The sequence below is a fragment of the Candidatus Microbacterium colombiense genome (genome assembly GCA_029203165.1).
Lineage (GTDB): Bacteria > Actinomycetota > Actinomycetes > Actinomycetales > Microbacteriaceae > Microbacterium > Microbacterium colombiense.
Genome location: CP119308.1, coordinates 162,043 through 183,700, shown reverse-complemented (window position 1 = coordinate 183,700; position 21,658 = coordinate 162,043). Strand labels below are relative to the sequence as shown.

The window sequence follows — 21,658 nt, the reverse complement described above, 5'->3', positions numbered from 1 at the left end:
GCAGCTGCGTCGATTGGGGGTGACAATACTCGCCCGCAACCCCCCTGTCTAGGGGGTTTTCGCGGCGATGCGGACCGTGTCGTACGGTGACGCGCCCGGGAGAAACCCGGCTTGACTTTCCCCAGGTTCTACACATGCCCCCGCGAATCGATCAACCTTCAACGAAGTATTGAAGCTGTTTCCCATCCACAGGCTGGGGAAACGATAAACACCAGTTCAGGCGCTGTAAAAAACTTGCGAATCATCACCCTCCACCGGGTTATCCACATGTGTTGTGCACAGACACTCTGACTTTGTCCGCACGCTCTCCACAGGGTTATCCACAGGCTGTGTTGCGTGTGGAAAGCGCCGCTCGTACCGTGGTCGAGCGACCGAATGTCGGGGGCGTCTGGTTCGCTGTGCAAGTGGCCTCCGGACGGCCGATGCGCGTACAGCCCCGCTTCCCGTGGCGGCGCATCGAAGTCAGCCAGGTCGCATCGAAGGGAGCAGTGTGTCGATCGCAGACATCTCAGAAGATCGCATGGGTAGCAAGCGCGCTCCTGAGCGCACCCCTCCGCACGACCTCCTCGCCGAGCAGAGCGCACTGGGCGGAATGCTCCTGTCGAAGGATGCCGTCGCCGACGTGATCGAGACCCTCCGCGGGGCCGACTTCTACATCCCGAAGCATGAACTGATCTTCGAGGCGATCCTCTCGCTCTACTCGCACGGTGAGCCGACCGACGTGGTGGCCGTCACCGACGAGTTGATCAAGACCGGTGAGCTGAGCAGGGCCGGCGGCGCCGACTACCTCCACACGCTCACCTCCATCGTGCCGACGGCCGCGAACGCCGGGTACTACGCCGGCATCGTCTCGGAGCGCGCGATTCTCCGCCGTCTCGTCGACGCCGGCACGCGCATCGTTCAGCTCGGCTACGCCGGTGAGGGCGACGCGACCGACATCGTCAACACGGCGCAGGCCGAGATCTACTCGATCACCGGCTCGGAGACCGCCGAAGACTACGTGCCCCTCCAGATCGCCGTCGATGCCGCCCTCGAAGAGATCGAGGCGGCCAGCGGGCGCGACGGGTCGATGACCGGTGTTCCCACCGGATTCAAGGAGCTCGACGAGCTCACCAACGGCCTCCACGGCGGTCAGATGATCGTCGTCGCCGCACGACCCGCCATGGGTAAGTCCACGCTCGCGCTCGACTTCGCGCGTTCGGCATCCATCGGTCACAACATCCCCTCCGTCTTCTTCTCCCTCGAGATGGGTAAGAGCGAGATCGCGATGCGTCTGCTCAGTGCCGAGGGGCAGATCCCGCTGCAGAACATGCGTAAGGGAAACCTCGACCCGCGCGACTGGACGACGGTCGCCGCCACCCGCGGCCGCATCAATGACGCGCCGCTCTACATCGACGACAGCCCCAACATGACGCTGGTCGAGATCCGCGCCAAGTGCCGTCGGCTCAAGCAGCGCGAGGGCCTGCGCATGGTCATCATCGACTACCTGCAGCTGATGACCTCGGGCAAGCGTGTCGAGTCGCGTCAGCAGGAGGTCTCGGAGTTCTCGCGAAGCCTCAAGCTCATCGCCAAGGAGCTGCAGGTTCCGGTTATCGCCCTGTCGCAACTGAACCGTGGTCCCGAGCAGCGCACCGACAAGAAGCCCGCGATCAGCGACCTGCGAGAGTCCGGATCCATCGAGCAGGATGCCGACATGGTCATCCTGCTGCACCGCGACTCGGTCTACGACAAGGACGTGCGTCCGGGCGAAGCCGACCTGATCGTCGCCAAGCACCGTAACGGTCCGACCGCGACCATCACCGTCGCGTTCCAAGGCCACTACTCGCGCTTCATGGACATGGCGCCGGGCGGCGACTTCAACTGACCCTCGGACTCACGTCGTCGATGATCAACTAACCGTGAATTGCAGGGCCCAGGCGCAGCAATTCACGGTAAGTCGCGTCGACGCCGTGTAGGGAGAAGTGCAGACCGCAGGGTGAATACGGCGGATGCTCCCTGCATCCCGCACACCTCCCTGCATCCCGCACACCTCCCTGCATCCCGCACACCTCCCTGCGCCGTGCGTCACACCGGAGTACCACGCGCTGGTCGACGGGCTCAGCGTGATCGTGCAGGAGCGAGGTCAGAGCGTCGTGCAGTTGGCGAGCGAGGTGGGCGAGATCGAGACCCTGCTCGCCGCGCATCCGGTCGTCGCCGACTGAGAGTGTGATTCGACCGGCGGGTGGTGTGGGAACATCGCCCGAGTGAGAGGACGGATGCCGTGGCCAGAGCGTTGCCCCTGATCGCGCATGCGACCGCGGTGGTGATCTGGGCGACGACCTTCGTGGTGTCGTCGAGTGCGCTGGCGCAGATGTCGCCGGCCGTGCTGACGGTGGTGCGCTTCGTGCTCGCGGTCGCCGTGCTCGTGCCGCTGGCCGCGCGTCGTCCGGGACTGATCGCGACTGCGAGCAGCGAGCGCCACCATCCGCCCTTCTCCCAGAACCGACGCCACGGTGATGCTGTCTCATGACCGAACATGCTGTTCCTTTCGTGGGTGACGCGCTAGGACCAGCATGGCCGCACCGTGCGGATCCATGGGAAAAGGGTGCCGCAACGCGGTCGGATCGGGGTAACGTCGCCCCCATGGGTCGGCTCATCTACTCCATGATCACCTCGCTCGACGGCTACGTCAGCGGCCCCGACGGCGGCTTCGACTGGGGCGTCGATCCCGACCTGCACGTATTCATCAACGAGCAGTTCAGCGATGTGGGCACCTATCTGTACGGCCGTCGGATGTACGAGACGATGGTCTATTGGGAGACCGCCCACCTCGAACCCGACCAGGAGCAGATCGGCATCGACTACGCGCTCGGGTGGCAGAAGGCCGACAAGGTCGTGTTCTCCCGCACGCTCGCCGAGGTCTCGAGCGAGCGCACCCGGATCGAGCGGGAGTTCGACCCGGCAGCGGTCGCGCGGTGGAAAGCCGAGTACGATCACGACCTGACGATCGACGGGCCCACGATCGCCGCGGAGGCGATCCACGCCGGCCTGGTCGACGAATTCCAGCTGTTCATGGGGCCGCGGATCGTCGGCGGAGGCCGGTCATTCTTCCCGACCGGCGTGCATGTCGACCTGGAGCTCATCGACGAGCAGCGCTTCGCCAGTGGTCTGATGTTCCTCCGCTACGCCGTTGTAGGCGGCTGAGCGCGGCACCCGCCCGATGCGGTCGTCAGGGGCGAACGCGTGCCGCGCGTCCTTCGAAGGCGACGACATCGCCGTCGCGGAGCTGGCGTCCACGGCGCCGGTCGACCTCGCCGTTCACGCTCACGTAGCCGTCGATGATCGCCTCCTTGGCGTTGCCGCCGGAGTCGAGCAGACCCGCGAACTTCAGGAACTGGCCGAGGCGGATGACCTCGCCGCCGATGGAGACTTCGTCGATCGGATCGGAGTTCGTCATCCTTGAATGCTAACGGCCCGCGCGACGATCGATCCGCGGGGTGGCGGGATCGATCAGTCGTCGATGCCGGTTCCGACGACCGCGAACGCCGCGTCGAGGTCGATGTCGATCGAACGGTTGTCGGTCGTGAGCACCGAGACGTCGTACGGGCTGACGGTGTCGTCGTCGACGTCGAGGTCGGTGATCAGCCCCTCGGCCTCGGCCAGGGCGGCGGCGACCAGCGCGCGGATGGCGTCGTCGTCGAGGGTGAGGGCGGGACCGGTGTCATCGCCGTCGGCCGGGTCGGTCGATCGCACTGCCGTGGCGAGGACGTCGTCGACGATGACCTCGGTCTCATCGCCGGTGCTCGTGGTCAGTTGCACCTCCCATGTGCCGTCGCGCTGGGCGTCGATCGATGTCACGTCTCCGTCGGCAGCGCCACGGGCGGCGTCGGCGATCGCGACGAGTTCGTCGGCTGACGCTGTGCCGACGTCGGCCGTGGCTCCGCCGGTCGAAGAGCTTTCGGCGGGAGCATCGTCTCCGCGATCCTCGCCGCGCTGGCCGCCACGATCCTGGTCGTCGTCGTGCCGGATACCTTCCGACTGGGAGGAGCGGTCGTCGTCGCCGCCGAACTCGTCGCCGATCGCGGCGCCGACGGCGATGCCGCCACCCGCGAGCACGACCGCAGCAGCGATGCCTCCGCCGATGAGCAGTGCGTGGCGGCGGCCCGGCTTCGCGGCGGGCGCCGGCGCGGACTCGGGGGCGGGGGTCTGACCAGATGTGGGGATCTGGTCAGGGGTGGAGGTCTGGTCGGGGGTGGGTGTCTTGTCGTCCATGTGAAGATCGTCCCGCGCGAGCGCTGAAGCCATCCTGAAGCCTCCTGAAGGGCTCTTCAGCAAACAGGAAGCGCGTCAGGAAGAGGCGAGAGGAAGGGTGACCACGAACCGCGCGCCGCCCCAGCGGGAGTCGTCGACGATCACGGTGCCGCCAGCTGCGGCGGCGATGCCGCGCACGATCGCGAGTCCGAGTCCGCTGCCGCCGGCATCCCGACTGCGGGCCTCGTCGAGCCGCACGAAGCGTTCGAAGACGCGCTCACGTTCCTCCGGAGGCACCCCGGCTCCGTCATCCTCGATCGTCACGAACACATGCGCGCCGGAGGGCTCCACGCCGATCGCCAGGCGCCCGCGGCTGTGGCGGGCGGCGTTGTCGGCGAGGTTGCGCAGCAGCTGGCCGAGCAGACGCGGATCGCCGTCCACGCGCGCGGCACGGATGCCGGCTCCGTCGACATCGAGGCCCGCGGCGCGGAGCCGGCGCACCTCACTGAGGGCGATGTCGTCGAGGTCCACGGGCTCGGTGTGCCCGCTCGCTCCTTCGTCGAGTCGGGCGAGCAGCAGCAACGACTCCACGATGCCCTGCAGCCGGAGACCCTCCTCGGAGGCGATCTCGGACAGCTCGCCGATGCTGGTCGCGTCGGGGTGCGCGTGCGCGAGCTCGGCATGCTGCCGGATCGTCGCGAGGGGGGAGCGCAGTTCGTGGGAGGCGTCGGAGATGAAGCGTCGCTGCGCTGTCGCGGAGGCGTCGAGGCGATCCAGCATCCCGTTCATGGTCGACGCGAGGGCGGCGATCTCATCCGCGGAATCCGGCACGGCGATGCGTTGATGCAGTCGCTCCGCGGTGATGCCGTCGACCTCTCGGCGAATCCGGGTCACCGGACGCAGCGCGCGACCGACCACGAGCCAGGTCGTCACCGCGACCAGGAGCAGGAGCAGCGGCACGGCGACCGCGAGGAGGGTCGCGACCGTCGTCAGGGTCTCGGCGCCGTCTTCGACCGAGACCGCGAGCACGAGCGTCTCGTCGTCGTCGAGGTCGTCCGACACGATCAGCATCGGCTCACCATCGATCGTCAGGGTCTGCGGGTCGTCGGAGAGGGGGAGCGGCGTCGACCCGAGCGCCTCGCGGGCGTCTTCGCTGGCCGCCCGCACGGTCCCGTCGCTGCCGATGAGCTGCACGATCTCGTCGTCGAGGGAATCGACCGCCCGCCCGCCGGGGCCGTCGTCTCGCTCGGTGAGCTCGGAGAGGCGCTGCTCCGCCGCACGCTCGGCGCTGCTGTGCACGCTGGCGCTGAGCACGCCGTAGAACGAGAACGCTCCGATCAGCAGGGCGACCGCGACGACGAGGGTCGCGCCGAGGGTCGTGCGTCCGCGTACCGAACGCCAGCTGCGCTCAGCCACCGTCGGCCGCCAGTCGATATCCCGCGCCACGGATCGTCTCGATCGCCTCGCGGCCGAACGGCTTGTCGACTTTGCGACGCAGATGCCCGACGTAGACCTCGACGATGTTCGGGTCGCCGTCGAAGTCGTCATCCCAGACGCCGTCGATCAGCGCGCGTTTCGAGAGCACCTGGCCGCGGTGGCGGAGCAGATACTCGAGCACCGCGAACTCGCGGGCGGTCAGCGGTACGGGCGTCTCGCCGCGCCACACCCGATGGGCGGCAGGGTCGAGTCGCAGGTCGCCCGCTTCGAGGATCGTGGGTCGTGCGACGGCGCCGCGTCGCACGAGGGCGCGGATACGGGCGACGAGGATCGCGAACGAGAAGGGCTTCGTGACGTAGTCGTCGGCGCCGGTCTCGAGCGCCTCGACCTGATCCCACTCGCCGTCCTTCGCGGTGAGCATGAGCACCGGCGTCCAGTTCTCCTCGGCGCGCAGTGCCTCGCACACCTTCCATCCGCTCATCCCCGGCATCATGAGGTCGAGCACGATGGCGTCGTAACGGGTCTCCCGCGCGCGCCAGAGCCCGTCGACGCCGTTGTGCGCGACGTCGACGGCGAAGCCTTCGGCCTCGAGCCCACGCCGGACGCCGTCGGCCAGACGCACCTCGTCGTCCACCACCAGGATCCGCATTCCTCCAGTGTGGCGGCCCGCGGCTGAATCGGGGCTGAAGCGGTGTCGTCATCGTCGACGTCAGGCCGCGACGCGGCGGCGAGTAGCCTGAACGGGTGCCCGATCTGCCGCCGTTCAGCCCCACGATCACTCTGCTGACCGTGGTCGCGGCGTGGCAGGAGGAGTTCGCCCAGGTGCTGAAGCCGCTCGGTCTGACCTCGCGCAAGTACGCGCTGCTCGGACACATCCGCGCGATGCCCGGCATCTCGTTCAGTGAGCTGGCGCGCCGCTCGCGCATCACGGCGCCCAGCGCGCACGTCGCGGTCGCTGCCTTCAAGGGCGACGGACTGGTCGAGGATGCCACGGCGCGCGCCGGTGCGGCCTCGCAGCTGCAGGTGACAGCGGCCGGGGAGCGGTTGCTCGCCGATGCTGCCGTGCGGATCGCAGAGCTGGACGAACGGTTCGCCGCGCAGCATCCGGTGCTCACCGAGGCGTTGCGCACGCACATGAGGGAGGTCATGGCGCACCGCGAGTAACCTTTAGATAGACTAAAGGTGTGGAACAGTTCCTTCTCGCCGCCCATGTGCTGGCCGGCATCCTCTTCATCGGACCCGTGGCCGTGACGACAAGCCTCTTCCCCCGCTTCGTGCCGCGGGCCGCCGGCGACACCGTCGGCGCCGAGCGCGGTGGTGTCGACGTGGCCCGGCTGCTGCATCGCATCACCCGCTCCTACGGCATCCTCGCTCTCGTGGTGCCGCTCGTCGGGCTCGTGCTCGCGGGCGTGCAGGGCAGGTTGGGCGAGATCTGGATCACGATCGCGATGGTGCTGACCGCGGTCGCCGGAGGGCTCCTGGCTCTGAGGATCGTGCCCGCGCAGCGCGATGCGCTCGCCAGGCCGCCCGGAGTGCAGGGGGTGCGGTCGATGCGGATGCTGACCGGTGTGTTCAACCTGCTGTGGGCGATCGTCGTCGTGCTCATGATCGTGCGTCCGGGTGCCTCGTGAGGCCGCTGTTGCGGATGCTCGAGCTGCTCTCCGTGCTCGAGCTGCTCAGCATCGTGGTGCTGCTCGTGAACCTCATGACCGTCCACATCGACGGGGTCGCGTCTGTGCTCGGGCCCGTGCACGGCACGCTCTATCTCGCCGTCGCCGTGACGGCACTGCTCGGGCGCGACCTGATGCTGCGCACCCGCCTGATGGCGCTGATCCCGGTGCTCGGTGGGGTGCTCACGTTGATCAACGTGCGAAGGGAAGCTCGTCGGTGAGCGTGCGCCACTTCTTCCGACGACCGCCGACGGTGAGCGCCGCCGAGGCGATCGATCTCATCGCGGCAGGCGCCGTGGTGGTCGACGTGCGTCGGGAGCAGGACTGGCGGCGCCAGCACATCCCCGGTGCGATCCACCTGCCGTTGGCGGAGCTGGAGCACAGGGCGGACGAGCTGCCGGACGACCGATTGCTGATCCTGTTCTGCACGGGCGGTCTGCTCTCCACTGGAGCGGCGAATCTCCTCGCCGAACTCGGTTTCGACGCCGCGAGCATGACGCGCGGGCTGATCGATTGGCGCGCGGCCGGGGGAGCCCTCGTCGCGGAGTGATCGCGCCCGATTCAGAGGAGCAGGTCCCTCTGGCGTGCGACGGCGGCCAGCCGATGGTCGAATGTGGCGAGCGGCACGCCGTGATGCACGGCTGCGGCGAGCACGCAGGTGTCGGGCATCTTCAAGGAGTGCTCGGCGCGCAACTGTGCCAGCGTGAGCGAGTCGCCGTCGCCGAGATCTGCCACCTCCACGCCGATCGAACGAAGGTCGCGCCACACCTCCTCTTCGCGGTTGCGCTTCGCCGGGCCGACGAGCACCTCTGCGAGCGTGAGCGAATGCACGAGATAGGGCGGCTGTTCCCGCTCGAGGATCGCGACGGCCGACTTGTGATGCGCATCGCGGTCGTCGAGCAGTCCGATCAGCACGCCGGCATCGACGACGATCACTCGTCCCACTCCGCGCGGAGCTCGTCGAGATATCCGCTCCCGTAGTGCGCGGAGTGCTTGCCGGCGAGAGCCCGGATGCGGTCGGCGCGATATGCGTCGGCGGCTTCCCGGTGTTCTTCGATGGACTTCGCGCCTTCGTCCAGCAGGTGCAGGATCAGCGCGCTCTCACGATCCTCGTCGGGCCATCGCGTTCGCGCCACGTCCAGGGCATGCAGCACCTGCGGGGTGTGCGTGATGTGGGTCCGAGGACTCTTCGTGGGCATAGCGCAAGTGTAACACCAGCACTACAGGTGCAGCACCGGGGTCACGCGTCGGTGCGGAAGCCTGCCGCCTTGTGCGTGCCGTCGCAGAACGGCTTGATCGTCGAGAGTCCGCATCGGCACAGGGCGATCGTGCGGCGGGGGTTCTCGATGGGGTCGCCGGCTTCGTCGCGCAGGTCGAAGGCTCCGCGCACGAGCAGCGGACCATCGGGGTAGGGCGTGATCGTCACGTCGCCGTCGCTCACGAGGTCCCGTCCGTTCGGAGAGAGGACTCGCCCCGCGTCCAGCTGTCGAGCATGTGGCCGGCCGCCCAGCCGTCGACGGTCAAGCAGGCGGCGGCGCCGAACATGATGTCGGGCAGCAGTTCGGAGTGATCCTCGGCCAGAGTTCCGGCGAGGTCGCGCGCGGCGATCTGCTCGTGCACGGCATCCGCTTCGACATGCTCGTCGAAGTAGTCGGTCACCTCCTCGCCGTAGCCCAGGCGGCGCAGGCCGTCGCCGTAGAGTCGGTTCGGGATCGACGACGTCATCTCGAACGCCGCCAGGTGCCCCACGATCGCACCGACAAGCCGCCGGTTGATGCCGAACATCGACATCACGTTGTGCGAGGCGAGGGCGATCGCGGGCACGTCATCGAGGTACGCGCCATAGGTGTCGTCGAGTCCGGCGCCGCGCATGGCCGCCGCGAACATGCTTGCGTGCACGCGGTCAGGGCGCCCGCCGCCGTACTCGTCGGACTGGATCTCGACGAGGGCCGCCTTCGCGCGACCGTGCAGGCGGGGGATCGCCCAGGAGTGCGGATCGGCCTCGTGCAGCGTGTAGATCGAGCGCTGCAGGAAGAACTCCTGCGACTGCTCCCACGTCGCCTTCTTCGCGAGGTAGCGCGACAGGCTTGGTCCGGTGTCGGCATCCGCCAGCGCGAACAGCGCCCGACCCACCGCATCGACCGTGGGTTCCGGGGTCTCCGGTGCCGGAACGCTCGCGCGCAGGGCCGCCTCGAATGCGGCCTCGATCAGGCCGCGGGTCGCGACGAGATCCGGCGCCCACTCGAGGTCGGCGTCGAGTTCGGGAAGAGAGCCGTACGACGACGCGTAGAGCAGGAACAGCGCGAGCTGCACGTCGTCATCGCGCACGACGTCGGGCGTCTCGGCGAGCGCGTGGCGAGCCAGAGTGACGTGGTCGGTCTCGTCCCCGCCCGTGAGCCGTCGCAGGATGGCGTCGCTCAGAGGGCCGCGCGCGGAGAAGCCCGGGCGCGCAGTGGTGGGGTGGAGGGTGGTCGAGCTCACGGGGAGGCTCCCATCGGTCGGATGAGAGGCAGTCTCGTTCGGGGAGATCGTTCCGGGAAGGGACTTGACGGGTGGTGCCCGGATGCGGCAGGACGCGGGCCCTGCCGCAACCTGTCAGGCTCCGACGGGGTAGTGGCTGCTGATCGCGATGCGGTTCCAGCTGTTGATCACGACGACGAGCCAGGTCACGGCGGCGATCTGCTTCTCATTCAGGATGCCGTCGACATCCACCCCGCGGTCGGGGAGGCGGCCGTGGTCGCCGATCTGGGTCACGCGCTCGGCGATCTGCAGGGCGGCCTGCTCCTCGGCGCTGAAGTACTGCGACTCCCACCAGCCCGCGAGCACCGCGAGGCGGTCGGCGGTCTCCCCGGCCTTCACCGCGTCGGCGGCGTGCATCTTCAGGCAGAACGCGCAGCCGTTGAGCTGCGAGGCGCGGATCTTGACCAGCTCGACCAGCAGTGGCGACAGTCCGGCATCCACCCCCGCCTCGGCGGCCTTCGCGCTGAACTCCAGCATCGCCTGGTACGGGGCCGAGTACACCTTGCCGATGTTCACGTGCGACACGTCATCTCCTTCGTTCCGGGGCGCGTCTGCGCCTCCACCAGGTATGACGGCGCAGGTGGCGGAAGTGTGACGTGCGCGTCGTTCACAACTCCTCAGAAAATGGTGGCTGCGGCCCCCGACAGGCCGGATGCGGGCGAATCTGGCGCGTTCTTGAGGAGTTGTGAACGGGGCCGGGGGCCGCGCAGGACGACGCCCCCGCGCCGGGGGCAGCGTGGGGGCGTCGAGTCGGGCGGGCGTCAGGAGGCGACCGGCACCTGCGCGTTCGAGATCAGGCCGTCCATCAGCGCGCGGGCATTGCCGTAGCCCTCCGAGATCGCGGCGTGCTGCATGGTCAGCAGCACGTAGTCGGCGTTCTCGGCGATCGCGAACTCCTTCTCGATCGTGGTCCAGGCGGGCAGTACCCACGGCTTGTCGTTCGCGCGGGCTGCGGCGATGACCTTGCGGAAGTCGTCGAAGTCCGCCTCGGTCTGCTTGTAGGCACCGCGGCCGCTCATCGCCGCCAGGTCGCCGGGGCCGATGAAGATGCCGTCGACCGTCGGCAGTGCGGCGATCTGCTCGATGTCGCGCAGCGCACCCGGATCCTCGACCATCGGGAACACCTTGATGTCGCGGTCCTGCGCGGCGATCCACTCGTCCGAGTAGCCGCGGTAGTTCATGGTGCGTCCACCGGCCAGGCTGCGCGAGCCGAGCGGCGGGAACTTCGCGAAGTCGGTGATGCGCTTGGCGTGCTCCAGCCCCTCGATGTGGGGGATGATCACCCCGTCCGACCCGAAGTCGAGCGCCTGCTGGATCGCGCCGCGTTCGGGCACGAGCACCTTCGACAGAACTTCGAGTCCGAGGCTCTTGAGCAGCGGGATGAAGCGCTCGAGGATCGACAGGTCGAACGAGCCGTGCTCGATGTCGAGCACCACGAAGTCGTAGCCGAGCCCGGCGACGATCTCGCCGATCGCGCTGCTGCCGTCCGAGAGCCAGGCTCCCTGCTTGAGCGTGTGAGACATGATCTTTCCTTTCAGTTCTGTGGGGCGACGGCGTCAGGCCGAGGCGACCACGGTGAAGCGACGGTTGGCGAGTGAGGGGTTGACGGCGCGCACCTCGGCGACACGCTGCGGGGTGGCGTCGGCCACGGCGATGCCGCTGCGCTCACCGATCTCGCCGAGGGTGATGCCCATCGGATCGACGATGATGCTGCCGCCGGTGCCGATCGACGGCCCCTGCGAGACCGCGGCCACGTAGAGCGTGTTCTCGATCGCACGAGCGCGGGCGAGCGTGTTCCAGTGGTCCTCCTTGCGGGCACCCGGCATCCACGCCGCCGGATACAGCAGCAGGTCGACGCCCGCATCCGCATGTTCCCGGGCGACTTCGGGGAACCGCAGGTCGTAGCAGGTCAGCATCCCGACGGTCACGTCGTCGATGGTGAACGTCACCGGGCCGGCGATGTCGCCGGGGCGGATGTGGTCGGACTCGAGGAAGCCGAACGCGTCGTACAGATGCAGCTTGTGATAGACCCGCGACAGTCCGTCTTCCGGTGTCACGAGCACGAGCGTGTTGTACCCGCGCGGCTCACCCTCGATCGTCTCGAGCATGCCGGCGACGATCGCGACGCCGGTGCGCCGAGCGAGGTCGGCGAGGCCGGTGACGAAGGGGCCGTCGAGCGATTCGCCGTGTGTGATGAACTGCTCGTCGAGCTTCGGCACGTCGAACATGGCGAACTCGGGGAACACCACCAGTCGCGCACCGGCGGCAGCGGCATCCTCGGTCAGGCGCGTGATCTCGGCGAGATTGGCGACCTTGTCCTCTCCTGAGACCATCTGGCCGATCGCGAACTTCATGATTCTCCTTCAGTCGGGGTGATGCTCTCCAGGTCGGAGAGCTCGGTGATGCAGTGGCGCACGAACGAGCGCCCCACGGAGTCGAGGCGTCGCTCGAACCACGAGATCGACGCGGTGAGCCCCACCGAGGGGTTCACGAGCCGGCGGTAGACGACATCGTGCGGATGGATGTCGGACAGGGAATCGGGGATGAACCCCACGCCCATTCCGGCCGAGACCATGGCGGCGTGATCCATATACGACCCCATCACCTCGTGCGTGCGCGGCGAGAAGCCGGCGCGCATGCAGGCGGTCACGATCGCGTCGTACCCGGCGGGGTTCGCCACGCGCGGCCCCTGGAGGATGCGTTCGTTGCGCAGCTGGGCGAAGCTGATCTCCTCCTCCTCGGCCAGAGGGTGATCGATCGGCAGGCAGGCCAGGTACTCCTCGCCGAACAGCGTCGCCGACGACAGATCCTTCAGATCCGGCTGGGTGAGCAGGATGGCCACGTCGATCGATCCCTGTTCGAGCTCGTCGATCAGCAGGGAGGTCGCGATGCTGCGCACCTGCACGTTGGCGGCCGGATGCTCGCGGATGAACCGCCGCACCGCCCTGGCCGGCCGGCTGTACATCATGGCGGGCACGATGCCCACGCGCACGCGACCGAACTCGTGACTGCGCTCATCGTCGAGCAGCTGCGTGATGTGCTGCATCGCCTCCAGCACGCGCCGGCAGCGGAAGTAGAACTCGCGCCCCGCCTCTGTCGGAACGATCGGCCGCATCGTGCGGTCGATCAGCGCGACCCCGACATCCTTCTCCAGCCGCGAGATCTGCTGCGACAGCGCGGGTGGGGTGATGTAGAGACTCGCGGCGGCCTGCTTGAAGCCGCCGGCGTCGACCAGCGCGACGAAGATCTCCAGCCGTCGTGTCTCCATGATCAGCCCTTCCTCAGCGCGAGCCGCTCGGCGCGGCGCACCTGCTGGATCTCGGGATCCGGCACCGGAGCCGCCGCGATCAGGCGCCGCGTGTACTCGTCGCTCGGGTGGTGCAGCACGTCTTCCGTCGGGCCCTCTTCGACCACGTCGCCGTGCCGCAGCACCACGACCCGGTTCGAGAGGGTCTCCACCACCGACAGGTCGTGGCTGATGAAGAGGCACGAGAAGCCGAGCTCGCGCTGCAGGGCCAGGAACAGATCGAGCACCTGCGCCTGCACCGACACGTCGAGAGCCGAGGTGGGCTCATCCGCGATCATCAGCACGGGGTCGGTGGCGATCGCGCGGGCGATGCCGATGCGTTGACGCTGACCGCCCGACAGCTCGTGCGGGTAGCGGTCGGACCAGTCCGGGTTCAGCTGCACCTGCTCGAGCAGTTCCTTCGCCCGTGCGCGCCGGGCGCGGGGGTCGCGCACCAGCCCCTGCCACAGCAGTGGATCGGAGATCGCCTGTCCGATCGTGCGCCGCGGGTTGAGCGAGGACGCCGGATCCTGGAACACCATCGTCACGTGCCGTCGCAGTTGCCGCAGTGCGCGTCCTGGCCGACCGGTGATGCGCTCGCCGCGCACCTCCAGCACGCCCTCGGTCACGGGGAGCAGCCCGATCGCGGCCTTGCCGATCGTCGACTTGCCCGATCCGGATTCGCCGACGAGCCCGACGATCTCGCCGCGGGCGACCTGCAGATCGATGCCGTTGATGGCCTGGAACCCGGGCCGCCGCCACCGACCGGGGTAGCGGATCACCGCATTCTCCAGCCGCAACACCGTCTCGGGCAGCGGGGTGGCCGCGGTCACCCCGTCGATGCGCAGCTTATTGCGCGCGGCCGACAGGAAGTCGTCGGCCTTGCCCAGGTGCGGCACCGCAGCGAGGAGCGCCTGAGTGTACGCCTCCTGGGGGTCGCGGAAGAGATCGCGGCTGGGCGCGCTCTCCACGACCTTCCCGTCCTTCATGACCACGACCTCGTCGGCGACATCCGCCACCACGCCCATGTCGTGCGTGATGATGAGCACCGCCATCCCCATGCGATCCTGCAGCTCGGCGATCAGATCGAGGATCTCGGCCTGCACCGTCACGTCGAGCGCCGTGGTCGGCTCGTCGGCGATCAGCAGATCGGGCTCCGACGAGATCGCCATCGCGATCATCGCGCGCTGACGCTGGCCGCCCGACAGTTGGTGGGGGTAGTGGTCGACCTTCTCCTCCGGCGCGGGCATGTGCACGTCGCGCAGTAGCTGGATCGCGCGCTCCCTGGCCTTCTTGTGGTCGAGCTCGTGGTGACTGGTGAGAGCCTCGACCAGCTGATGCCCGATCGTGTACACCGGGTTCAACGCGGTCATCGGCTCCTGGAAGATCGTCGCGATCCTCGACCCGCGCAGCGGTCGCAGACCCTTGTCCTTCAGAGGTACGAGGTCGACGCCGTCGAACAGGATGCGCCCGGTGCGTCGCGCGTTGGGGGGAAGCAGATCCAGGATCGACATCGCCGTCACCGACTTGCCCGACCCGGATTCGCCGACGAGCGCGAGCGTCTTGCCCCGGTCGACGCCGAACGACACGTCGTATGTGACCTGGCGCCAGCCGTCCGGCGTCTGGAACTCGACGGACAGGCCGTCGACCTGCAGCAGCGGTTCGTTCATGAGCGCTTCTTCGCTTTCGGGTCGAGGAGGTCGCGCAACGCATCGCCGAGGATGCCGAAGGCGAGGATCGTCAGCACGATGACCGCGCCGGGGACCAGCAGCACGTGCGGATCGGTGGTCAGATACCGCTGCCCCGCGGCGACCATCGAGCCCCAGGACGGGGTGGGCGGCACGACACCGAGGCCCAGGTAGCTGAGCCCCGATTCCATGAGGATCGCCGCGGCCATCGTGAGCGAGAACTGCACGATGATCGGCGCGGAGACGTTGGCCAGCACCGTGCGGAACAGGATCACGACGGTCGGGGCGCCGAACGTGCGCGCCGCGTCGACGTACTCCTCACGCTTGGTCGAGAGCACCTGCCCGTACGTGATGCGGGCGAAGATCGGCGCGAACAGCACACCCATCGCGATGATGAGCGTGATCGGCCCTGGCCCGTAGAGGGTGACCGCCAGCAGCGCGAGCACGATCGGCGGGAAGGCCAGGATCACATCGACCACGAGACGCATGGTCACGACTTCGGTGAGCCCGTTGAAGTACCCGCCGAGCAGGCCCAGGAGCGTGCCCAGCACGGTCGCGAGCAGGGTGGCGCCGAGGGCGATGAACAACTCGACCTGAGCGCCGAACATGATGCGCGAGAGGATGTCGCGGCCGAGCTCATCGGTGCCGAGCAGGTGCCCGGGGCTGAACATCGGCTGCAGCCGGAGCGCCACGTTCTGGGAGATGGGGTCGTACGGCGCCAGCACGGGGGCGAACGCCATGAGGACGATGATCACCACGAGGTAGACCACCATGACGGTCCGCAGCGGCGTGATGGCCTGGCGGATGCGGGGGCTGAGTTTCATGCTCGCCTCACTCGGGGGTCGAGGATTCCGTAGGTGATGTCGACGATGATGTTGATCGCGATGAACAGCAGCGCGATCACGATCACGACGCCCTGCACGACCGGGTAGTCGCGCGTCGTGACGCCGTCGACGAGCAGGCTCGACAGGCCGGGGTAGTTGAACACCCTCTCGACCAGCACGGTCGAGCCGAGCAGGGTGCCGAAGCCGATACCGACCACGGTGACGACCGGGGTGAGCGAGTTGCGCAGCACGTGGCGGCGGAACACCGTGAACGGTGCCAGGCCGACCGACTTCGCGGTGCGCACCCAGTCCTGCGTCTGCACCTCGAGAACGGCGGATCGGGTCATCCGCGCGATCTGCGAGGCGAACCCGACCGCGAGCGCGATCGCCGGCAGCGTGAGACTCGCCAGCGACCCCAGGAGGTCTTTCGATGGGTCGACGTAGCCTCCGGCGGGGAACCACTTCAGTGTGATCGAGAACAGCAGGATCAGCACCGCGCCGAAGACGAACACGGGAAGGGCGACGCCGATCGAGCTCAGGGCCGTGACGAGCGTGTCGACCCAGCCGCCGCGACGGGCGGCGATCGCGCCCATCGTGACGCCGATGACGATCGACAGGATCGTCGCGTAGGCGACCAGCATGAGGGTGCGGGGCAGTCGGTCACCGATCGCTTCGAGCACGGGCTGCGAGGTGCGGAACGAGTCGCCGAGATCGCCGGTGAACACGCCGCTGAGGAACGAGAGGTACTGCGTGAGGAGCGGCTGGTTGAGTCCCAGCTGCTCCCGCAGCTTCTCGACGGCCTCCGGGCTGGGCGCCCCGCCGTCGCCGGTGCTGAGCAGCAGCACGGCGGGGTCGCCCGGAACGAGTTGGAGTGCGGAGAAGATGAGGGTGAGGACCAGCAGGACCAGTCCCACCCCCATCGCCACGCGCTTCGCGATGAAGAGCAGCACGGGTCCTACTTCACGGACGCGTGTGCGAGGTTGAGCGAGCTGTAGAACACGAGGAACCCGGGCAGGGTCTCGAATCCGCTCACCTTGTCGTTGTAGGCGTAGGCCTGCTCGCGGGTGTTGATCGATGCGAACGGCACCTCTTCGGCCCACAGGTCGGCGACCTGCTGGTAGATCTCGTGCTTGGTGTCGTCGTCGCTGGCCCGCAGGCCCTCCTCGATGAGACCGCGCAGCGTGTCGTTCGAGTAGCCCCAGCCCACGTTGAAGTTGCGGCTGTCGACGACCCAGTTCAGCAGGTACGACGGGTCGGTCACGACGCCGGCGTCACCCGAGACTGCGAGGTCGTACTCGCCCGCGTTGCCCTTGCTGACGCGGGTCGACCAGTCGGGGGCGTCGAGGGTGACGTCGATGCCGATCGCCCGCAGGTCCTCCTGCACCGACAGGGCGTTGTCCTGCAGGAACGTGTACTGCGAGGTCGACAGCAGCGTGGCCGAGAAGCCGTCGGGGTAGCCGGCCTCGGCGAGGAGATCCTTCGCCTTCTCGGGGTCGTAGCTCCACAGATCGGCCGCGGCCGGGTCGTAGGCGGGGTCGTCCTCCGGGATGACGATGCCGTTCAGCGGCGCGCCATTGCTCTGGAAGGCGGCGAGCACCGCGTTGTCGCGGTTGAGCGCGTAGGCGACGGCCTGGCGCACCTTCGGTTCGGCGAACGGGCCCTCGGTCACGTTGAACTGGACGTACTGGAAGGGGCCCTGCTGCGCGTCGACGGTGAGACCGGCATCGGTGACGCGCTGGAAGTTCTCCCACGGCACGTACTCGATCATGTCGACGTCGCCGCTGAGCAGCGCGTTGGTGCGGGCCTCCCCGTCGGGGTAGAACTTCACCTCGATCGTGTCGAGCGCCACGTCTTCGGCGTCGTAGTAGTTGTCGCTCTTCTCCACCGTGAGCCCGATGCCCTGTTCGAGGTCGGTCATCTCGAACGGGCCGGCTCCGACCCAGTTCGGGGTGTCGGCGTTGAGCGAGGCATCCGGCACGATGGCGGCGAACGGCAGGGCGAGGTACTGCAGGAACGCGGTGTTCGGCTGCGCGAGGGTGATCGTCACGGTGTCGCCGTCGATGGCGATGTCGGTGATGTCCTTCAGCCCGGCGGCGAGCTGCGAGCCGTTCTCCGGGTCGCGATAGTAGTCGAGCGAGTTCTTGACGTTCTCGGCGGTGAGGGCCGAGTCGTCATGGAAGGTGAGGTCGGGACGCAGGGTGAAGACGTAGCTGGTGGGGTCGGTGGTGTCGACCGACTCGGCGACGCCGGGCACGACGGCCCCGCTCTCGTCGTAGGTCATCAGACCGCGATGCACCATGGTGAGCAGCTGGTTGACCGCGCCGCCCTGCTGCATTCCGGTGATCGGGGTGGCGGGCTCGGCGGAGAGGCCGAAGACCAGAGTCTCGGAACCGCCGTCGCCGGAGTCGGCCGAACTCCCGGAACCGCCGCATCCGGCGAGGACGAGGATGGATGCCGCGCTGAACGCGACGGCTCCGATCCACCGGCGGGTTGCGCGGCTCTCGTGCCGGCTGACGTGCTGTGAAATGGGCATGACAGAGTCCTTCCATGGTGACGCGGCACCATCGTTCGAATCTCACGAAGCACGGAGCGTCACCATCGACGGCTCCGCTGCTCGTCGGGTTTGAGGGTCTCGGGGGGTGGAGTGAGACCTTTCGTGATTGATTATCTCCGCCTGCCACATAAGCAGCTAGTTCGATTTCTCAGGGGGAGATAACAGAATGCTTAACCACCCCTTCTGACCAGGGGTTCTTCTCGGGGGATCGGCCGATGCCCGCAGGCGTCTACGCTGAACGAGTGAACGACGCGACCATGACCGCGGAGCGGCTGGTGCGCCGCTTCGCCCGCGAGACCAATCTGCTCGTCGCCGGCCGGAGGTTCTCGGTGTCGGGGACGGATGCCGTCGCCGATGCACTGCGTCAGCTGCTCGCCTCCCTCGGCGCCCATCTCGATGCCTCTCTCGATGCCTCCCTCGATCAGGCTGGCGTCGTCTTCGCCCCCGGCGATGCGGTCGACATCCGGATGGACGGGCACCCGTTGCCCGTGCGCGACACCGCGGAGAAGCGCGTGGATCTGGCCGGCGCGCACATGACCGTCTCGACCGATCTCGCGCGGGCGCTCCGGGAATCCCTCGTGGTGCGCGGTGTGCGGATCGGCATCGCCATGGTGCTCGAGCCGAAGACCGCGCAGCTCGCGCTGCTGCTGCGCGACGCCGGCGCCGACGTCGCCGTCTACGCCCATCCCGATGAGATCGATGTCGAGGTGGCAGCCGTGCTCCGCGCTCGCGGAATCCCGGTGGACGGCGATCCTGCGCTGTCGGGAGCGGCCGAACGCGCGGCGGCCGTGGCCTTCCTGCGCCGGGGCCTCGATCTGCTGCTCGACGACGGATCGCACGTCATCCGGCTCGCTCACGAGGAGGGACTCGCCGCGTCGTTGCGCGGAGCCGCCGAGGAGACCACGAGCGGACTCGCGCCGTTGCGGCGCATGCAGCGCGACGGGGTGCTCGACATCCCCGTGATCGCCGTGAACGACGCGCAGACCAAGACGTCCTTCGACAATCGCTACGGCACCGGGCAGTCGTGCGTGTTCGCGATCGCGGATGCGCTGGATGCCGTCGGCATCGCCATGCGCGATCAGCCGGCGGTCGTGGTCGGCTACGGCCCGGTGGGCGAAGGTGTGGCCGCGCATCTGCGGGCGCTCGGCGCGCGCGTCTCGGTCGCCGAGGCCGACGCCGTGCGTGCCCTGCGCGCGGCGCATGACGGATACGCCGTCGCATCCTTGCGCGAGCTGGCGCCCGGGGCGCTCGTGATCTCTGCGACCGGCGCTCCGCACACGGTCGGCGCCGACGTCGTGGCCACCGCAGCGATCGTGGCGGTCGCCGGCGGGGTGCCGCACGAGGTCGATGTCGACCTCACGAGCCTGCGGCCGTATGCCGGGGCGCACGGCGAGACCTCGCCCCACGTCGACCGGGCGGGTGACGGCGCACTGCTCATCGCACGGGGAGGATGCGTGAACCTCGCGGCCGCAGAGGGCAACCCGATCGAGATCATGGACCTCTCCTTCGCCGTGCAGCTGGGGGCCGTCGCACATCTGCTCACGTCGACGCTTCCTCCGGGCGTGCACGCCTTTCCGGCCGCTGCCGACCAGGAGATCGCCGCTGCCGCGCTCGCCGTGCGGGGAGAGCACCTCGACGAACCCAGCAGGGCCCAGGTCGCGGCGCAACGCGAGTGGCGGTCGCCGCGATTCGCGGGAGTGGACGCATGAGCGCCGTCACCGTCTTCTCAGCCGGACTCGTCGTTCCGATCACGGCGCCGGCGATCGTCGACGGCGCCGTCGCGGTGCGCGACGGGCGCATCATGCACGTCGGCGAGCGCGCGTGGGTGCTGCACTCGCTCTCGGAACGCGGCATCACCCCGACCGAGGTCCATTGGCCCGGCGTGCTGACGCCCGGCCTCGTGAACGCGCACACCCATCTGCAGTACACCGGCATGGCCGAGGTCGGCCGCGGCCAGTACGAGGGCTTCGACGACTGGGCGCGCGCCTTCGATCCGGTCTACGAGGAGGGCCGCGACTGGGCGGCGGATGCGGCGGCCGGCGCCGAGCAGGCCCTGCGTTTCGGCACGACGGCCGTGGCGGACGTCGTCACCGACAGCTCCGCGGCGACGGCGCTGCACGATGCCCGGTTGCACGGCATCACCTACTGGGAGGTGATGAGCTGGACGAACGACGACTGGGCGCGCACCGGTCGCGCGCAGGTCGAGCAGGCGCTCGATGCCCTTCCCACGCCGCCCGGCACCGGTCTCTCCCCGCACGCCCCGTATTCGCTCGACATCGAACCGCTGCTGGAGATCCCCGACATCGTGCGCGAGCGCGGCGGGCGCATCCACATCCACCTCGGCGAGGCCGCGTTCGAGCGGGAGTTCGCTCACGAGCATCCGCAGGCCTGGCACACCGCCGGCCTCGCGAGCTTCCAGGCGCTGCGTGAGGCGGGCTTCGGCACGAGCGCGACCGAGTTCGTCGACCAGCTCGGCGTGCTCGGTCCCGACTGCCACATCGCCCACGGCGTGTACATGAGCGCGCGCGACCGCGCCGTGCTGCGCGAGCGGCGCACGACCGTCGCCCTGTGCCCGCGGTCGAATGCCGTGATCGGCCTCGAGGAGCCGCCGATCGCGGCGTATCTGCGCGAGGGCAGTCCGATCGCGGTGGGCACCGACTCGCTGTCATCCAGCCCATCCCTCGACGTGCTCGCCGACGTGGCCCAGCTCGCCCGCATCGCTCGGGCGCAGGGGTACACCGACCGCGATCTGCACGCACGCCTCCTCGGCGCCGCCACCCTCGGGGGCGCGCACGCGATGGGCATCGACGTAGGGCCCGATCGCACCGGCTACCTCGCGGTGGGCGCACTCGCCGACCTCACCTTCTTCGACGTGCCGGCCGGCCCGGACGCGGTGGCCGATCTCGTCGAGAGCGGTGCCGGCCGCGCAGCCGCCACCGTCGTCGCCGGCGAGGTGCGATACGCGGCCGAGTCGTTCGACCTCACCACGCTCACGACCGCACCTGGAGGACTCCGATGACCCAGCGCCCGCACACGGCAGAGCGGCTGGACCTCGCCGCGCACCCCGAGGGCGGCTGGTTCCGCCGCACCTGGACGAGCCCGATCCCGGTCGAGACTCCGAACGGTGCACGCCCCGCGGCGACCTGCATCCACTACCTCCTGCTGCCGTCCGAACGCAGCGAATGGCACGTCGTCACGAGCGACGAGATGTGGCTGTGGCACGGTCCCGGTCGGCTCGAGCTGAGCCTCGGTGGCGACGGCGCCGAACCCGGCACCGCCACCACGATCGTGTTGGGACCGGAGGATGCCGCCCAGGTGCTCGTGCCCGCCGGCGTCTGGCAGGCGGCCCGGCCGCTCGACGACGCCGAGGTACTCGTCTCGTGCGTCGTATCCCCAGGTTTTGATTTCGCCGATTGGCGACTCGCCGCATCGCCTAATCTGTAACCGAA

27 protein-coding genes are annotated in these 21,658 nt (G+C 68.6%); 11 read left to right on the top strand and 16 right to left on the bottom strand.

Annotated elements, in window-relative coordinates; all coding sequences use genetic code 11:
- Nucleotides 1-520: 520 nt before the first annotated feature.
- The 4 genes from dnaB to P0Y60_00990 all read left to right on the top strand — a co-directional run bounded on the left by dnaB (nt 521) and on the right by P0Y60_00990 (nt 3,183).
- Nucleotides 521-1,864, top strand: a complete 1,344-nt coding sequence (dnaB, locus tag P0Y60_01005) for a replicative DNA helicase (GenBank protein WEK61369.1) — start codon at nt 521-523, stop codon at nt 1,862-1,864.
- A gap of 124 nt (nt 1,865-1,988) precedes the next feature.
- Nucleotides 1,989-2,201, top strand: coding sequence for a hypothetical protein (locus P0Y60_01000; GenBank protein ID WEK61368.1), 213 nt, complete (start codon nt 1,989-1,991; stop codon nt 2,199-2,201).
- Nucleotides 2,202-2,260: 59 nt separating this feature from the next.
- Nucleotides 2,261-2,509 (top strand): EamA family transporter, encoded by a 249-nt coding sequence (locus P0Y60_00995; protein WEK61367.1) that lies wholly within the window; start codon nt 2,261-2,263, stop codon nt 2,507-2,509.
- A gap of 113 nt (nt 2,510-2,622) precedes the next feature.
- Nucleotides 2,623-3,183 (top strand): dihydrofolate reductase family protein, encoded by a 561-nt coding sequence (locus tag P0Y60_00990; protein ID WEK61366.1) that lies wholly within the window; start codon nt 2,623-2,625, stop codon nt 3,181-3,183.
- Between the two features lie 25 nt (nt 3,184-3,208).
- On the opposite strand, the gene P0Y60_00985 is transcribed toward P0Y60_00990, so the two are convergent.
- The 4 genes from P0Y60_00985 to P0Y60_00970 all read right to left on the bottom strand — a co-directional run bounded on the left by P0Y60_00985 (nt 3,209) and on the right by P0Y60_00970 (nt 6,316).
- A complete protein-coding gene (locus P0Y60_00985; protein ID WEK61365.1) occupies nt 3,209-3,436 on the bottom strand; it encodes an RNA-binding S4 domain-containing protein in 228 nt (75 codons plus the stop codon).
- Nucleotides 3,437-3,489: 53 nt separating this feature from the next.
- On the bottom strand, nt 3,490-4,251 hold the full coding sequence (locus P0Y60_00980) for a hypothetical protein (protein WEK61364.1): 762 nt from the start codon (nt 4,249-4,251) through the stop codon (nt 3,490-3,492).
- A gap of 75 nt (nt 4,252-4,326) precedes the next feature.
- Nucleotides 4,327-5,676 (bottom strand): HAMP domain-containing sensor histidine kinase, encoded by a 1,350-nt coding sequence (locus P0Y60_00975; GenBank protein ID WEK61363.1) that lies wholly within the window; start codon nt 5,674-5,676, stop codon nt 4,327-4,329.
- A complete protein-coding gene (locus P0Y60_00970; GenBank protein ID WEK61362.1) occupies nt 5,639-6,316 on the bottom strand; it encodes a response regulator transcription factor in 678 nt (225 codons plus the stop codon). Before P0Y60_00970 ends, P0Y60_00975 begins: the two co-directional genes overlap by 38 nt.
- Nucleotides 6,317-6,411: 95 nt before the next feature.
- Here P0Y60_00970 and P0Y60_00965 point away from each other — a divergent pair, with 95 nt between their 5' ends.
- The 4 genes from P0Y60_00965 to P0Y60_00950 are packed head-to-tail and all read left to right on the top strand — an operon-like array spanning nt 6,412 to nt 7,887.
- Nucleotides 6,412-6,831, top strand: coding sequence for a helix-turn-helix domain-containing protein (locus P0Y60_00965; GenBank protein WEK61361.1), 420 nt, complete (start codon nt 6,412-6,414; stop codon nt 6,829-6,831).
- Between the two features lie 20 nt (nt 6,832-6,851).
- Nucleotides 6,852-7,298: a hypothetical protein gene (locus tag P0Y60_00960; protein ID WEK61360.1), complete on the top strand. Its 447-nt coding sequence runs from the start codon at nt 6,852-6,854 to the stop codon at nt 7,296-7,298.
- A 14-nt stretch (nt 7,299-7,312) separates the two neighbouring features.
- The gene (locus P0Y60_00955) at nt 7,313-7,558 is read left to right on the top strand and encodes a hypothetical protein (GenBank protein ID WEK61359.1); all 246 of its coding nucleotides are present in this window, start codon (nt 7,313-7,315) and stop codon (nt 7,556-7,558) included.
- A complete protein-coding gene (locus P0Y60_00950) occupies nt 7,555-7,887 on the top strand; it encodes a rhodanese-like domain-containing protein (GenBank protein WEK61358.1) in 333 nt (110 codons plus the stop codon). Before P0Y60_00955 ends, P0Y60_00950 begins: the two co-directional genes overlap by 4 nt.
- Before the next feature lie 11 nt (nt 7,888-7,898).
- Here P0Y60_00950 and P0Y60_00945 read toward each other — a convergent pair whose 3' ends face one another.
- The 12 genes from P0Y60_00945 to P0Y60_00890 form a co-directional block, all read right to left on the bottom strand.
- The gene (locus tag P0Y60_00945) at nt 7,899-8,282 is read right to left on the bottom strand and encodes a PIN domain-containing protein (protein ID WEK61357.1); all 384 of its coding nucleotides are present in this window, start codon (nt 8,280-8,282) and stop codon (nt 7,899-7,901) included.
- The gene (locus tag P0Y60_00940) at nt 8,270-8,536 is read right to left on the bottom strand and encodes a hypothetical protein (GenBank protein ID WEK61356.1); all 267 of its coding nucleotides are present in this window, start codon (nt 8,534-8,536) and stop codon (nt 8,270-8,272) included. Before P0Y60_00940 ends, P0Y60_00945 begins: the two co-directional genes overlap by 13 nt.
- Nucleotides 8,537-8,577: 41 nt before the next feature.
- Nucleotides 8,578-8,778: a CDGSH iron-sulfur domain-containing protein gene (locus P0Y60_00935; protein WEK61355.1), complete on the bottom strand. Its 201-nt coding sequence runs from the start codon at nt 8,776-8,778 to the stop codon at nt 8,578-8,580.
- A complete protein-coding gene (locus P0Y60_00930; protein WEK61354.1) occupies nt 8,775-9,818 on the bottom strand; it encodes an iron-containing redox enzyme family protein in 1,044 nt (347 codons plus the stop codon). Before P0Y60_00930 ends, P0Y60_00935 begins: the two co-directional genes overlap by 4 nt.
- Before the next feature lie 114 nt (nt 9,819-9,932).
- A complete protein-coding gene (locus P0Y60_00925) occupies nt 9,933-10,382 on the bottom strand; it encodes a carboxymuconolactone decarboxylase family protein (protein WEK61353.1) in 450 nt (149 codons plus the stop codon).
- A 236-nt stretch (nt 10,383-10,618) separates the two neighbouring features.
- Nucleotides 10,619-11,380, bottom strand: a complete 762-nt coding sequence (locus P0Y60_00920) for an aldolase/citrate lyase family protein (GenBank protein ID WEK61352.1) — start codon at nt 11,378-11,380, stop codon at nt 10,619-10,621.
- Between the two features lie 33 nt (nt 11,381-11,413).
- Nucleotides 11,414-12,211: a carbon-nitrogen hydrolase family protein gene (locus P0Y60_00915; protein ID WEK61351.1), complete on the bottom strand. Its 798-nt coding sequence runs from the start codon at nt 12,209-12,211 to the stop codon at nt 11,414-11,416.
- Entirely contained in the window at nt 12,208-13,125 is a 918-nt protein-coding gene (locus P0Y60_00910; GenBank protein WEK61350.1) for a LysR family transcriptional regulator, read from the bottom strand. The genes P0Y60_00915 and P0Y60_00910 overlap by 4 nt, the downstream gene beginning before the upstream one ends.
- A 2-nt stretch (nt 13,126-13,127) precedes the next feature.
- Nucleotides 13,128-14,813 (bottom strand): ABC transporter ATP-binding protein, encoded by a 1,686-nt coding sequence (locus P0Y60_00905; protein WEK61349.1) that lies wholly within the window; start codon nt 14,811-14,813, stop codon nt 13,128-13,130.
- Nucleotides 14,810-15,655, bottom strand: coding sequence for an ABC transporter permease (locus tag P0Y60_00900; GenBank protein WEK61348.1), 846 nt, complete (start codon nt 15,653-15,655; stop codon nt 14,810-14,812). The genes P0Y60_00905 and P0Y60_00900 overlap by 4 nt, the downstream gene beginning before the upstream one ends.
- The gene (locus tag P0Y60_00895) at nt 15,652-16,605 is read right to left on the bottom strand and encodes an ABC transporter permease (protein ID WEK61347.1); all 954 of its coding nucleotides are present in this window, start codon (nt 16,603-16,605) and stop codon (nt 15,652-15,654) included. The genes P0Y60_00900 and P0Y60_00895 overlap by 4 nt, the downstream gene beginning before the upstream one ends.
- 5 nt (nt 16,606-16,610) lie before the next feature.
- Nucleotides 16,611-18,188, bottom strand: coding sequence for an ABC transporter substrate-binding protein (locus tag P0Y60_00890; GenBank protein WEK61346.1), 1,578 nt, complete (start codon nt 18,186-18,188; stop codon nt 16,611-16,613).
- 263 nt (nt 18,189-18,451) lie between these two features.
- Here P0Y60_00890 and P0Y60_00885 point away from each other — a divergent pair, with 263 nt between their 5' ends.
- The 3 genes from P0Y60_00885 to P0Y60_00875 are packed head-to-tail and all read left to right on the top strand — an operon-like array spanning nt 18,452 to nt 21,653.
- On the top strand, nt 18,452-19,918 hold the full coding sequence (locus P0Y60_00885; GenBank protein WEK61345.1) for an adenosylhomocysteinase: 1,467 nt from the start codon (nt 18,452-18,454) through the stop codon (nt 19,916-19,918).
- Nucleotides 19,915-21,228, top strand: a complete 1,314-nt coding sequence (locus tag P0Y60_00880; protein ID WEK61344.1) for an amidohydrolase family protein — start codon at nt 19,915-19,917, stop codon at nt 21,226-21,228. Before P0Y60_00885 ends, P0Y60_00880 begins: the two co-directional genes overlap by 4 nt.
- Nucleotides 21,225-21,653: a cupin domain-containing protein gene (locus tag P0Y60_00875; protein WEK61343.1), complete on the top strand. Its 429-nt coding sequence runs from the start codon at nt 21,225-21,227 to the stop codon at nt 21,651-21,653. Before P0Y60_00880 ends, P0Y60_00875 begins: the two co-directional genes overlap by 4 nt.
- Nucleotides 21,654-21,658: the final 5 nt, after the last annotated feature.

Coding starts and splice junctions, on each gene's coding strand:
- dnaB (WEK61369.1), top strand. CDS start 521: ATGGGTAGCAAGCGCGCTCCTGAGCGCACCCCTCCGCACGACCTCCTC.
- P0Y60_01000 (WEK61368.1), top strand. CDS start 1,989: ATGCTCCCTGCATCCCGCACACCTCCCTGCATCCCGCACACCTCCCTG.
- P0Y60_00990 (WEK61366.1), top strand. CDS start 2,623: ATGGGTCGGCTCATCTACTCCATGATCACCTCGCTCGACGGCTACGTC.
- P0Y60_00985 (WEK61365.1), bottom strand. CDS start 3,436: ATGACGAACTCCGATCCGATCGACGAAGTCTCCATCGGCGGCGAGGTC.
- P0Y60_00980 (WEK61364.1), bottom strand. CDS start 4,251: ATGGACGACAAGACACCCACCCCCGACCAGACCTCCACCCCTGACCAG.
- P0Y60_00970 (WEK61362.1), bottom strand. CDS start 6,316: ATGCGGATCCTGGTGGTGGACGACGAGGTGCGTCTGGCCGACGGCGTC.
- P0Y60_00955 (WEK61359.1), top strand. CDS start 7,313: ATGCTCGAGCTGCTCTCCGTGCTCGAGCTGCTCAGCATCGTGGTGCTG.
- P0Y60_00940 (WEK61356.1), bottom strand. CDS start 8,536: ATGCCCACGAAGAGTCCTCGGACCCACATCACGCACACCCCGCAGGTG.
- P0Y60_00920 (WEK61352.1), bottom strand. CDS start 11,380: ATGTCTCACACGCTCAAGCAGGGAGCCTGGCTCTCGGACGGCAGCAGC.
- P0Y60_00915 (WEK61351.1), bottom strand. CDS start 12,211: ATGAAGTTCGCGATCGGCCAGATGGTCTCAGGAGAGGACAAGGTCGCC.
- P0Y60_00910 (WEK61350.1), bottom strand. CDS start 13,125: ATGGAGACACGACGGCTGGAGATCTTCGTCGCGCTGGTCGACGCCGGC.
- P0Y60_00905 (WEK61349.1), bottom strand. CDS start 14,813: ATGAACGAACCGCTGCTGCAGGTCGACGGCCTGTCCGTCGAGTTCCAG.
- P0Y60_00900 (WEK61348.1), bottom strand. CDS start 15,655: ATGAAACTCAGCCCCCGCATCCGCCAGGCCATCACGCCGCTGCGGACC.
- P0Y60_00890 (WEK61346.1), bottom strand. CDS start 18,188: ATGCCCATTTCACAGCACGTCAGCCGGCACGAGAGCCGCGCAACCCGC.
- P0Y60_00880 (WEK61344.1), top strand. CDS start 19,915: ATGAGCGCCGTCACCGTCTTCTCAGCCGGACTCGTCGTTCCGATCACG.
- P0Y60_00875 (WEK61343.1), top strand. CDS start 21,225: ATGACCCAGCGCCCGCACACGGCAGAGCGGCTGGACCTCGCCGCGCAC.